The 12,261-nt window shown below is 64.6% G+C and carries 7 protein-coding genes and 2 pseudogenes; 3 read left to right on the top strand and 6 right to left on the bottom strand.

What is annotated here, in order from left to right; translation table 11 throughout:
• Positions 1–335: 335 nt before the first annotated feature.
• From EN742_RS09720 to EN742_RS09710, 3 genes are read left to right on the top strand one after another with little or no spacing between them, the layout of a single operon-like run.
• Positions 336–1,265, top strand: a complete 930-nt coding sequence (locus tag EN742_RS09720) for a sugar ABC transporter permease (protein ID WP_126055095.1) — start codon at positions 336–338, stop codon at positions 1,263–1,265.
• Complete coding sequence (locus tag EN742_RS09715; RefSeq protein WP_127406041.1) at positions 1,265–2,122, top strand: carbohydrate ABC transporter permease; 858 nt, start codon at positions 1,265–1,267, stop codon at positions 2,120–2,122. Before EN742_RS09720 ends, EN742_RS09715 begins: the two co-directional genes overlap by 1 nt.
• A gap of 43 nt (positions 2,123–2,165) precedes the next feature.
• Entirely contained in the window at positions 2,166–4,145 is a 1,980-nt protein-coding gene (locus EN742_RS09710) for a glycoside hydrolase family 127 protein (protein WP_128332731.1), read from the top strand.
• A 10-nt stretch (positions 4,146–4,155) separates the two neighbouring features.
• Here EN742_RS09710 and EN742_RS09705 read toward each other — a convergent pair whose 3' ends face one another.
• The 6 genes and pseudogenes from EN742_RS09705 to EN742_RS09680 form a co-directional block, all read right to left on the bottom strand.
• Positions 4,156–4,953: an endonuclease/exonuclease/phosphatase family protein gene (locus EN742_RS09705; RefSeq protein WP_126055092.1), complete on the bottom strand. Its 798-nt coding sequence runs from the start codon at positions 4,951–4,953 to the stop codon at positions 4,156–4,158.
• Positions 4,954–4,977: 24 nt separating this feature from the next.
• Positions 4,978–6,438: a phospholipase D-like domain-containing protein gene (locus tag EN742_RS09700; protein ID WP_127406043.1), complete on the bottom strand. Its 1,461-nt coding sequence runs from the start codon at positions 6,436–6,438 to the stop codon at positions 4,978–4,980.
• Positions 6,439–7,097: 659 nt separating this feature from the next.
• Positions 7,098–9,548 (bottom strand): annotated as a pseudogene (locus EN742_RS09695) (adenylate/guanylate cyclase domain-containing protein); the annotation flags it as partial.
• A 76-nt stretch (positions 9,549–9,624) separates the two neighbouring features.
• The gene (locus EN742_RS09690) at positions 9,625–10,719 is read right to left on the bottom strand and encodes a branched-chain amino acid ABC transporter substrate-binding protein (RefSeq protein WP_126055091.1); all 1,095 of its coding nucleotides are present in this window, start codon (positions 10,717–10,719) and stop codon (positions 9,625–9,627) included.
• A 336-nt stretch (positions 10,720–11,055) separates the two neighbouring features.
• A pseudogene (locus tag EN742_RS39255) lies at positions 11,056–11,250 on the bottom strand (hypothetical protein); the annotation flags it as partial.
• Positions 11,251–11,398: 148 nt separating this feature from the next.
• The gene (locus tag EN742_RS09680) at positions 11,399–12,148 is read right to left on the bottom strand and encodes a DUF899 domain-containing protein (RefSeq protein ID WP_126055090.1); all 750 of its coding nucleotides are present in this window, start codon (positions 12,146–12,148) and stop codon (positions 11,399–11,401) included.
• Positions 12,149–12,261 lie beyond the last annotated feature (113 nt).

The following is a 12,261-nucleotide window of genomic DNA, read 5'->3' as shown; positions in this document are numbered from 1 at the left end:
GCATTCCGGTTAGATGAGTGCTTTCTCAACGCGATAGTCCTGCTGTTGGCGCTGCGTCCCCTCGAGGGGGAGGGGACGCAGCGCCAACAGCAGGACTATCGCGTTGAGAAAGCACTCATCTAACCGGAATGCAGCGGGGCGTCAGCAGGTAGGCTCCCCCTTCTCCCCTTGTGGGAGAAGGTGTCGCCGAAGGCGACGGTTGAGGGGTGTTCCAGCATGGCGACAAGTTCGAAATCGCCGCCGCCTCGTTTCTTCCAACACCCCTCATCCGTCTCGGCGCTGCGCGCCGATCCCCCTTCTCCCACAGGGGGAGAAGGGGAAGTGAGCGCTTACCCATGACCGCCATCACCGCAGAAACCTCCGCCCCCGCGCGTCGCCGAAAGCTGGTCGGCGCCGGGCGTCGGCAGTGGATCGGGCTGCTCTATGTGGCGCCGGCGGTGGCGCTGGTCACGGTGTTCTTCATCGTGCCGCTCGCCATGACGGCGTGGATGTCGCTCAACAACTGGCCGCTGATGGGCGAGCACTCTTACATCGGCCTCGGCAATTACTGGGCGATCCTGCGCGACACGCGCTTCTGGAACGCGCTGCGCTTTACCGGCTGGTACACGCTGGTGGTGACGATCGCGATCTTCGCCGTCGCCTTTCCGCTGGCGATCTTCATCGAGCGGCCGCGGGCGATGACCAATGTCTACCGCACCGCCTTCTTCATGCCGGCCGTCATCGGCTTCGCCTCGGCCAGCCTGCTGTGGTCGTGGCTCTTGAACGTCGATTCCGGCCTGTTCAGCCCGGCCGCCTACGCGCTCGGCCTGACCGAGAAGAAGTTCAATCTGCTCGCCACCTTCCAGCCGGCCTTCTGGTCGATCATCGCCATGGTCGTGTGGAAGGTGGCGGGCTTCACCATGATCATCCTGATGACCGGCCTGCAGTCGATCCCGTCGGAGCTGCAGGAGGCGGCGATGATCGACGGGGCAGGGCCGTTCGCGCGCTTTCGCGCGATTACCCTGCCGCTGATGCGCCGCACGCTGGCGCTGGCGCTGATCCTGTCGGTCGCCGGCTCCATCCTCGCCTTCGACCAGTTCTACATCATCCTCCGCGGCGGCCCGCGCAACCAGACGCTGACCGCCGTCTACTGGATCTTCAACCAGTCCTTCGTGTCGTTCAAGCTCGGCTATGGCGCCGCGCTCTCGATGATCCTGCTGCTGATCCTCGTCGTGCTCAGCCTCGTCCAGCTGTGGCTGCTGCGCAAACCGGAGGGGGTCGACTGATGGCGCAGGCGCGTAGCCGCACCAGCCGCATCCGGCTCGGCATCGCCGAGCACTTGACCGGCATCATCGCCTCGCTGCTGTTTCTGGCGCCGATCGTCTGGACGGTGCTGTCGGCCTTCAAGCCATCGCAGGAGGCGCGCCTGCCGCCGCTGCCGCCATGGCCGACCACCGGCTTCTCGGTCGAGAATTACGGCACGCTCAACACTTTCGGCGACGGGCTGTGGCTGCCGGCGCAAAACAGCATCTATGTCTCGGTGATGACGGTGGTGTTTTCCGTCATCGTCAGCGTGCTTGCCGGCTACGGCTTCTCGCGCTTCCGCTTTCCCTTCAAGGACATGCTCTTCGTCGTCATCCTGTCGACGATCATGATCCCGTTCCAGTCGATCCTGACGCCGATCTTCCTGGTGCTGACCAAGATCGGCCTGCACAACACGCTGACCGGGCTGGTCTGCGTCTATGTCACGCTGCAGCTGCCGTTCTCGATCTTCATGATGCGCAACGCCTTCGACGCGGTGCCGCGCGAGATCGAGGAGGCCGCCCGCATGGACGGCGCCAACAACGTCACCATGCTGTTGCAGGTCATGCTGCCTCTGGTGTGGCCGGGCATCGTCACCATCGCGCTGTTCGCCTTCCTCGGCGCCTGGAACGAGTTCCTGGCCGCGCTGGTGCTGATGACCGACCAGTCCAAGTTCACCCTGCCGATCATGATGACGGCGCTGCAGTCCGGCCGCTTCGGCGCCATCGACTGGGGTGCCGTGCAGGCAGGCGTCACCGTGATGATGGTGCCGTGCCTGATCCTCTTCCTGGCGCTGCAGCGCTTCTACATCCGCGGCCTGATGGCCGGCGCCGTGAAATGACCCGCGCTGAACCGACACTTTCGAAATTGAATGGAGTTAGCCGATGACCGCACTGAAATCCGCCGCGCAGCACACCGGCAAGCCGAAGCTCGCCTTCCGTCCGCTGCCGGTGCCGCAGGTCGACGTGCGCGGCTTCTGGGGCGACCGGGTCGACGCGGTTGCCGCGCGCACCGCCGAGATCCTCTACGAGCGCTGCGTCGAGGCCCGCATGCTGGAGCAGATCGACCCCGACCGGCCGTCGCCGGGCGTCGTCATCCCGTTCCATTCGCCGTCACCGGACGAGGCCGCCAATCCCGGCTTCACCGGCTCGACGGTGACGACGCAGATGTTCTGGGACTCCGACTGGGGCAAGACCATCGAGACCGCCGCCTATTCGCTCTACAGGCGCCGCAACGACACGCTGGAGAAAAAGATCGACGCCGTCATCGACCTCTACGGCAGGCTGCAGCAGTCCGACGGCTACCTGTCGAGCTGGTACCAGCGCATCCAGCCCGGCCTGCGCTGGACCAATTTGCGCGACTGCCACGAGCTCTACTGCGCCGGCCATCTGATCGAGGGCGCCGTCGCCTATTTCCAGGCCACCGGCAAGCGCAAGCTGCTCGACATCATGTGCCGCTATGTCGACCACATCGCCGACACTTTCGGCCCTGAGCCCGGCAAGAAGAAGGGCTATTGCGGCCATGAGGAGATCGAACTGGCGCTGGTCAAGCTGGCGCGGGCGACCGGCGAGCAGAAATACATGGACCTGGCAAAGTACTTCATCGACCAGCGCGGCCAGCAGCCGCACTATTTCGACGAGGAGGCGCGCGCCCGCGGCACCGACCCGAAGGCCTATCATTTCAAGACCTACGAATACAACCAGTCGCACAAGCCGGTGCGCGAGCAGGACAAGGTCGTTGGCCATGCGGTGCGGGCGATGTATCTGTTCTCCGGCATGGCCGACGTCGCCACCGAATATGGCGACGACACGCTGCGCGCAGCACTCGACCGGCTGTGGGACGATCTGACCACCAAGAGCCTCTATGTCACCGGCGGCCTCGGCCCGTCGGCGCACAATGAAGGCTTCACCAGCGACTACGACCTGCCCAACGAGACCGCCTATGCCGAGACCTGCGCCGCGGTCGGCCTGGTGTTCTGGTCGAGCCGCATGCTCGGCATGGGGCCCAACGCGCGCTATGCCGACATGATGGAGCGGGCGCTCTACAACGGCTCGATCTCCGGCCTGTCGCTCGACGGCTCGCTGTTCTTCTACGAGAACCCACTGGAAAGCCGCGGCCGGCACAATCGCTGGAAATGGCACCGCTGCCCGTGCTGCCCGCCCAATATCGGCCGCATGGTGGCGTCGATCGGCAGCTATTTCTACGGCCTCGCCGACGACGCGCTGGCCGTCCACCTCTATGGCGATTCGACCGCCCGCTTCGAGATATCGGGCAAGCCGGTGAGCCTGGTCCAGACCAGCAACTATCCCTGGGACGGCGCCGTCTCGATCCGCGTCGAGCCGGTGGCGCCGGTTGCCTTCACCCTGCATCTGCGCCTGCCGGCCTGGTGCCGCAAGGCGGCGCTCAAGGTCAACGGCAAGGCGGTGGCTCTCGATGCCGTCTTGAGCGACGGCTACGCGGCGATCGAGCGCGAATGGCAAAAGGGCGACTGCGTCGAGCTCGACCTCGACATGTCGATCTCCCGCCTCTTCGCCAATCCGGAAGTGCGCCAGGACATCGGCCGTGTCGCGCTGGCGCGCGGCCCGCTGATCTACTGCGTCGAGGCGACCGACAATCCCGGCCAGTTGCACCGCATCAGCCTGCCGCGGGCGGCCAGAATCGAGGCGCATCACGAGCCGAACCTGCTCGGCGGCATCGTCACGCTTTCGGCCACCGGCAACAGGGAGGCGTCGGAGGATTGGCGCAATGGCCTCTACCGCGCCGAGCCGCCGGCCCTGGAGGAGGCGAGGGTGAAGGCCGTTCCCTACTACGCCTGGGACAACCGCGATTCCGGCGAGATGCTGGTCTGGCTGCGGGAGGGCTGATCCAGCCGCGTCAAAGATGCACAAAAGCCGTGAGCGGCAGGTGGTCCGACGCGACCCGCGACAGCGGCGTGTCATGCGCTTCCACCGCCGAGACCATGCCGTTGCGGTTGCCCATGATCCGGTCGAGCGCAAGCACCGGCAGGCCCGAGGGAAAGGTGGGCACGGCTGGCGGCGGGCCGAAGGTGGTGTGCAGCGTGTTCAGCGCAGAGCGGTTGCCCAGCCGCCACTCGTTGAGGTCGCCGAGCAGCAGCGTTGGCCTCTCATCCGCGCTGCTCATGATGTCGAGCACGACACGCGCTTGTTCGGAGCGCGACCGTCGCAGCAGGCCGAGATGGGCGGCAATCACCCGCAGCGGCCGTTTCTCGTCGAGATCGATTTCGGCGACCAGCGCGCCACGCGGCTCCAGCCCCGGAAGCTTGATCTGGTGGACGTCGCGCACCGTGCCGCGCTTGAACAGCAGCACATTGCCGCGCCAGCCATGGCCCTTGCCGTTTCCGGACACCGGCACCGGCACCAGCCCCGTTTCGTGTTCGAGCCGCGCAAGGTCGAGCAGCCCGGCACGGTCGCCGAAGCGGTTGTCGGCCTCCTGCAAGGCGATGACGTCGGGACTGATTTCGCGGATGACGCGGGCGGTCCGTTCGGGATCGAACTTGCGGTCGGTGCCGATGCATTTGTGGACGTTGTAGGAGGCGACCACCATCTCGGCGCCGTCGACCCGCTTGCGCGGCGTCGCCTTCGCCTTCCGCGCCTTTCGGTGGCGGATCGACAGGAGCACGGTCTCCGGCAGGTTGCGTCCGTTTATCTCCATGGTCCTGCTGCTCTGTTCCTTGCGCTATAGATAGGGCGATCCCAGCCACAGCAACCGGTCGAAGACGCGAATGACGAAGGGGCGGGCCTTCAACGTCTCAAGCGTCACCGGCTGCGCGGAGGCGATGGCCGATCCGATGCGTGTCTCGATCTCGGCGGCAAAGTCCGCATCAAGAACTTCCATGTCGATCTCGAAATTCAGCCTCAACGACCGGGCGTCGAGATTGGAGGAGCCGATATAGGCCCAGACGCCGTCGATCGCCATCAGTTTCGAATGGTCGAAGGCGCCTTCGTGGCGCCAGACGCGGCAATAATGCTTCAGCACCTGGTCGAACTGCGCCGTCATCGCGCGGTCGACGAGGAAGAGGTTGTTTACCGCCGGCACGACGATGTCGATCTCGACGCCGCGCCGAGCCGCCGTGGTCAGCGCGCTGATCAGTTCGCGGTCCGGCAGGAAGTACGGCGACATGATGCGGATCGACTTGCGGGCAACCGAGAACGCCCCCATCAGCAGCTTGTGGTTGGTTTCGTTCGAGGCATCCGGCCCCGACGCCACGGCCCGCACCAACATCGGCTGGCCGGGCGCCGACAAGGGGGCTGCCACTTGCCAGGTTTCGCCCTTCAGGGCCTCGTTGCCGGCGAAGCGCCAGTCCTCGGCGGCGACCGAGAAAAGGTCGGCCACCACCGGGCCGGTGACCTTGAAGTGTGTGTCCCGTGAACTGTCGGAGCCGACGAATTCGGCGGAGAATCCCTTGCGGATATTCATGCCTCCCGTGAACGCCACAGTGCCGTCGACGACAAGGATCTTCCTGTGGGTCCTCAGATTCGCATAGGGAAGTCTCAAGCCCATGACGATGTTGCCGTTGAAAAGGTCGGTGGTGACGTTCGCTTCCTTGAGCTGCTTGAGGATGCTGGGCACGGAGTAGCGCACGCCGACGGCGTCGATCAGCACGCGCACGCTGACGCCGCGTTTGACGGCGTTGCCAAGCGATTGGACGAAGATCGCCCCGACCGCATCATTGTCGAAGATGTAGGTTTCGAGAAGGACGCTGCGCTCCGCCCCGTCGATGGCGTGGCACATCGCGCTGTAGGCTTCGTCGCCTGTTTCCAGCACGACGATTGCGTTTCCCGATGTCAGGGCGCGGCGTGTCACCCTGTCGCCCAGCGTCTTCAGCCCGACGAAGCGTAGGCCAAACTCGGCCGTGATCAGGTCTTCGGCGGCGATGTCGCGCTCCTGCTTTGTCAGGGCGGCCTCGCCGGAAGGCGGCCGCATGGCGCTGATCGTCGCCCTGCGGATGCGGTTGATGCCGGCGATGGCGTAGATGATGGCGCCCAGGAAGGGCGACAGCAGCATCACGCCCACCCAGCCGGTGGCGGCGCGCACGTCTTCCTTCGTCATGATGGCGTGGACGATGCCGACGGCCGCCATCGCTAGGGAGAGGGCGAGGATCAGCGTAGACCAGTGACTCGCAATCGCCTGCAACATCGGCCCGACTATTGTGCGAGCTGCCGCGGAAGGCAATGCGTTAGGTCAGGGCGATCCGTGAAAAACGCGTGGCGGTCCGGAAATTCTCTGGGATGTCCATCTGTGTCGCTGGCTGGACCTGGAGGTCGGTTGATCCGCTTCTACACTCAAACTTTTAGTCGAGATCAGCGCACTGCAGTGTTGTGCATGGCAACATGATCATTTCCATGTGGGCTGAAATGTCCACCCTGTGGCTGCGCCGCCACCGGTCCTCCAGGGCGAGGGCCTGCGTCAAATCATGTCATTCTCCGAACGACCCAGAGCGACCGGCCCGCATGAGCGATTCCGGACACGAGTCGAAGGCGAGGATCATCCTTGAGCCGGTCGGCCTCAACCACATCGAGAAGCAGGATCCGCTGATCGGTCTCGTTTGCGTTCGGCGTGATCCAGCAGCGACGATCCTCGCAGCAAAGCCCGGCTTGCGGATGCTCCTGGAGGTACTCAATCGCATATTCGGCGTCCACTTTTCTCGGTCCCGCGTCCACGGACATTTGCTCTTTTCCTCCTCCGTCTGCGATCGGCCAGGAATTATACTCGATTATGGCGGTGCGCGGCGCGCCACCGCTGGCGCGCCTAAGGGGGAGGGGTCGAACCAAGCCCTGCTGCCCGGGCTCGTGCGAAAGCCGATCCAGCGCATCTCGAAGCGCAGTGGCGGCCCCGCCACGCTCGTCGGCGGACATCAGCTCCGGTTCAAGTTCCAGCCTGAAGTGCGGCAGCTCGGTTCGAACGGCGCGACAAGCGCCCGCTAGATTGGCCTTCAGATCGATGACGCGGTAGGTGGCGACGGGGTAGGCGATCCCCTTGACCTGCACGTGCCCCATCTCCGCACAATCGATCGTGTCCTTCACTTGCGCAAACGTCTCGTAGGAAATGAGGATGGCCCCCGGTGCCGCCTCCTGTTCCAGACGCGAGGCGAGATTCACGGCGCCGCCGATTATCGTGTAGTCCATCCGGTCCTCGCTGCCGAAGTTACCGACGGTGCAGTAGTCGGTATGGATGCCGATGCGGCAGCGCAGCGGTGTTTCGATCCCCATGTCCCGCCAGACTTCGGTGAGCTCGCTGATCCGGTTTTGCATGGCAAGCGCCATCTGCACGCAAGCCAGCGCGTCCTCCTTGACGCCGCGCGTCTCAGGGTCGCCGAAAAACATCAGGATCGCGTCGCCGACGTACTTGTCGATCGTGGCACCATGATCCGACGCGATTTTCGACATTTCCGTCAGGTAGTGATTGAGGAGCTGGGTGAGATCCTCGGACTCCATTTTGTCGGTGGTCTCGGTAAAGCCGGCGATGTCGGAGAAGCATATAGTCAGCTTCTTGCGTTGACTGGCGATTCTAACATCTTGGCGGCCGGTGAATATCGAGCTGTACACCTGGGGCGCCAGATATTTGGCCAGCTTGTTGGAAAGCGCCTCCAGGGCAGTGGACTTCTCGGCGAGGTTCTCCTCCCTTTGCTTCAGCTCGGTGATGTCGGAATAGACGGCGACCGTGCCGCCGGCACTGATCCGCCGCTCGCTTATCATGATCCATCGCCCGTCGCCCCGCCGCTGCACCCATGGTTCGCCAGGGTTGCGGTGCCGCCACAGGCGCTCGGCAACCCACTCATCGACCCGCCCCTCGGCATCCCTGATGTAGCCGCGCTCGGCGGATCGGCGAATGATCTCCTCGAATGCCGTGCCAGGGGTTAGCTCGGCCTCCAGGCCGGCGTAGAGCAGTTCGCGGTAGCGGCTGTTGCTGAGGACAAGCCGGTCCTCTCTGTCATAGAGAGCGAAACCTTCGGAAATGCTTTCGATGGCATCGACCAGCCGCTGACGTGCTTCTGCAACGTCGCGCAGGTTCTTTTCCTCGACCTCGACGGCGGTATCCCGGAAGAGCCTCAGCGCCTCGGCCATGCGCCCGATTTCGTCGCTGCCCGCGGCCGGCAGCGGCGCACGAAGATCGCCGCCCGCGATGGCGAGCATGCCCTGGCTCACCGCGCCCAGACGGGCGAGGAGGCTGCGGTCGACATAGAGCCAGACGACCAGAACCGAGCTCAACAGGCTGAGCAAGGCGGAGCCGAGGACAACTCCGGTGCCGTAGTGCTGGACGAGCGCGGCTTCGCGACCGGAGGCAGCGATCTCGCGGTCCGCTGCTGCGACAAGACGGTCGACCGCAGCGGTGAGACTGCGCGACAGCCGATTGTTTTCGGCCAGCAGCTTTTCGCCCTGCGCGAGGACCGCAAGTTCCTCTTCCCGGGCCTTCGGAATGCTGTTCTCACCATCGGTTAGTGCCTTGAGTTCGTCCACCCGTTGCCGGAAACGGGTCCGCAGCTTTTCGTCGATCTCCGAGGAAGCCGTTTCGAGAGCGGCAAGCGAGCGGCGCAGCGGAAACAGGATCAACGCCAGGTCGCCCTGCGACGGCGCGGTCGCGGCCTTCACCAGCGCGTCGTTGACCGCCGAAATATCCAGCAGCGCCTTTTGCTGGGGGATGTAAGCCGCAATCGCCTGGACCATGTCGGCCATTGCCGCTGCGCGTCGATCGGGCGACAGTGACGTGTCGGCCGCGACCGCCCGCCATTGCGGCAGCCTGGAATCCATCACCAGGATGCCGGTGGCAAGAAGGCGGTGGCTCCCGGTCGTCGTCGCGGCGAGGCGGTTCAGGAGTTCCTCCTTGCGGGCGACCACATCGAGCCGGGCGATGACCAGGGAGTCGAGCTCCTTCAGATTGCGCCTCAGAACAACCGCGGCTTCCTCGATTTCGGCCAAAGGCACTGTGCCCAGCGTGGCGTCCCTGAGGTCGGTGCGCAGCGCCTCGAGGCGGGACATCTCGAGCGCGACGGCAGCCGAGACCTCGCTGTGCTGAGACCTGCTCGTCGCCGCCAGCACCGATGGCGCGGCAGCAGCGACCCGCTCGGCCTGGCGCGACAGTTGGAGGGAGGCTAGCGCCGACGGCACCCGATCCGTGGTGATTCGGTCGACGACGTCGCCGACTTGGAGGAAGGCATAAAGCGCCGCAGCGGTTGCCAGCACCGCAAGGGCGCTGATCCCGAAAAAGGCGAACAGCAGCCGGCCGCGTATGCCGAGGCGTTCAAGCATCGCTGTGAGTCGGTACAATCCAGCCACACTGGTCTGCATCGGACTAGACGTCTCAGGGGCACGCATTCGGCGAACCCTATTCAACCGGCACGTACTCCCCGCCGCGCCAGACGTACCAAACCCAGCTCTGCCTCGTGAGGTCACCCTTGTCGTCGAAATCGACGCGGCCAATGACGGTGTCGAACTCCTGTTCGCGCAGTGTCGCGATGACCGCCTTCGGCTCCAGCGAACCTGCCTTCGCGACCGCCTGGGCCCAGACCTGGACCGCGCAGTAGCTCAACAGCGTGTAGCCCGCCGGCTCGAAGTTCTCCGCACGGAACTGCTCCACGATCGCGGCTGCGCCGGCATTTCGCCGCGGGTCCGCCGGGAAGGTGAACAGGGTTCCCTCCGCCGCTGGGCCTGCGATCAGGGCGAATTCCTCGGTAGCCAAGGCATCTCCGGATATGAGCTGAACCGTGTAGCCGCGGTCGTGTGCGGCGCGAGCAATCAGCCCAACGTCGGCATGATAACCACCCACATACAAGGCTGAGACGCCGGCGCTCTGCAATGCAGCGACCTCGGCTGAATAGTCGTCCTTCCCGGGCGCGTATGCGTCGTAGACAGCTTCGGTCACGCCCCGTTTGTTCAGCTGCTTCCTGGTCTCGTCGGCGAGACCCTTCCCGTAGGTCGAATTGTCGTGAAGGATTGCAATCTTCTTGTCGCCCCAGCGATCGGCAAGGTAGTTGCCGGCGATGAACCCTTGCGCGTCGTCGCGGCCAATGGTGCGGAAGACATTGCGACGGCCCTGTTCGGTCAGTTGCGGATTGGTCGAGCCTGGGGATATTTCGACGATGCCCGCCTCCTCGTACACTTTTGATGCGGGGATCGAGGCCCCGGAGCAAAAATGCCCGACGACGAGCACCACCCCGTCAGCCACCAGCTTCCGGGCGGCCGCGACCGCTTGCTCGGGATCGCAGAAATCGTCGACCGAGATGAGCCTCACCTTCTGGCCAAGCACGCCGCCCGCGGCGTTGACGTCGGCCACCGCCATCTCGGCGCCGCGCTGTCCCTGCTCGCCGATCCAGGCAAGCCGTCCTGTCATCGCAGACGAGACCCCGATCAGCACCTCAGCCCTCGCGGAACCGAACACGGCCGCGAGAACCACGATCGCTATGGCGATGACACGGTGCATGTGCGCACCCCTTGTGGACATTAGCTTACGCTAATCCAGTCAGTGCCGACAGCCCCTTCGGCAAGCGCGAGTGTCTTGGATGTTGTTGCGGTGCAGTTGGCTGAGGTAATCGCACGCCAAATCCCGACATCCACTGGCCGGAGTGAACATCGTGATGGGGTCAGGTCATGACAATGCTAACGCCTAGCGTAATGTCCGCTCTTGAAGATTTGCAGCCTGAAGCTGTCAGTGCGCTGTCGGCCCCACTCCGGTCATTCGAGACCCGGTGGCAACTCGTCGCTGGCGCTTAGCGGGCACTTGGGCCGGTACGGCGGTCATTGGCCGCGATGCGAAATCTCACGCCCGCCGCGCCACTAGCCGCAGCCAGGGCGCCAGATGGAAGGCGGCCATCAAAAGATACATCGCTACCATGCCGCTCAGCATCGAGGCACCGGGGCCGGGCATGCACATCATGTCATGGCCGCCATAGGCGGCTGTCAGCAGCGCCATGATTGCGAAGGTCGGCGCCGCCGCAAGGCTGAGCCAGTCGGCGAGGCCGAAGCCGCTCGGGACGGCCGGGCCAGGGGCGGGATTGTCGATGCTCATCTTTGCCACCTTTCAAACTGGCGGGATTCCTGCGGACGCGTGGAGAGAGATCGGCTCCGGCGGTGCGGCTGGCACCGCCAGAGTCGCTTCACACTCAGGCGCTCTTGTTGCGGAACGCCGCCTCGCCGACGTCCGACACTTCGACCCATCTCTGGTCGGGGGCGGCACCCTCTTCGTAGTTGTCGTGCCAGTTCCACCATTTGTAGGTCTGGGTCTGCGGATAGCCTTCGGGCGAGTCCTCCCACACCTCCTGGCGGCCGAGCGGGGTGACGTCGAGGTAGCTCCACACGGTGCCGAAAGCCTCGTCGCCGCGGTTGTTGACGAAATAGGTGCGGAAGATGCGGTCGCCGTCGTGGATGAAGACGTTGTGGCCATGCCATTCGTCGACGCCGAAATCCTTATCCCAGCTGTCGGTGATGGTGTACCAGGGCAGCTCCCAGCCCATCCGCTGCTTCACCCGCTGAATGTCGGCCTGCGGCGCCCGCGAGGCATAGGCGAGCGTGGTGTCGCGGGCGTTGAGATGGGCGAGATTGCCGACCATGTCGGCGCCGAGCGAGCAGCCGCGGCAGGCGTGCTCCGGCCAGCCATAGACGCCCGGCTCGAAGAAGGCGCGATAGATGATCAGTTGCCGGCGGCCTTCGAACAGGTCGAGCAAGCTCGCCTTGCCGTTGGGGCCGTCGAACACATAGTCCTTCTCGACAAGCGTCCATGGCATGCGGCGACGTTCCGCGGCCAGCGCGTCGCGGGCACGGGTGAGGGCCTTTTCCTTTACGAGCATCTCTTCGTACGCGCCTTCCCAGGCGTCCTGCGAAACGATCGGCGGTGTCTTCATGTGCTGGGTCATTGCTCTTGTCCCGTTCTTTCGGTTTGGTTGGGGTGCAGGACAGACATAGGGCCGGATGGCGTGATGGTGAGAGTTACAAGTGTGGCGGGATTTTTGTCGGCGGGCTGTGAAAG

Origin of the sequence: Mesorhizobium sp. M4A.F.Ca.ET.020.02.1.1 (genome assembly GCF_004022645.1) — a bacterium.
Classification (GTDB): Bacteria; Pseudomonadota; Alphaproteobacteria; order Rhizobiales; family Rhizobiaceae; genus Mesorhizobium.
The sequence above is the reverse complement of the archived record's forward strand: the minus strand, read 5'-3'. Positions and strand labels throughout refer to the sequence as shown.

Coding starts and splice junctions, on each gene's coding strand:
- EN742_RS09720 (WP_126055095.1), top strand. CDS start 336: ATGACCGCCATCACCGCAGAAACCTCCGCCCCCGCGCGTCGCCGAAAG.
- EN742_RS09715 (WP_127406041.1), top strand. CDS start 1,265: ATGGCGCAGGCGCGTAGCCGCACCAGCCGCATCCGGCTCGGCATCGCC.
- EN742_RS09710 (WP_128332731.1), top strand. CDS start 2,166: ATGACCGCACTGAAATCCGCCGCGCAGCACACCGGCAAGCCGAAGCTC.
- EN742_RS09705 (WP_126055092.1), bottom strand. CDS start 4,953: ATGGAGATAAACGGACGCAACCTGCCGGAGACCGTGCTCCTGTCGATC.
- EN742_RS09700 (WP_127406043.1), bottom strand. CDS start 6,438: ATGTTGCAGGCGATTGCGAGTCACTGGTCTACGCTGATCCTCGCCCTC.
- EN742_RS09690 (WP_126055091.1), bottom strand. CDS start 10,719: ATGCACCGTGTCATCGCCATAGCGATCGTGGTTCTCGCGGCCGTGTTC.
- EN742_RS09680 (WP_126055090.1), bottom strand. CDS start 12,148: ATGACCCAGCACATGAAGACACCGCCGATCGTTTCGCAGGACGCCTGG.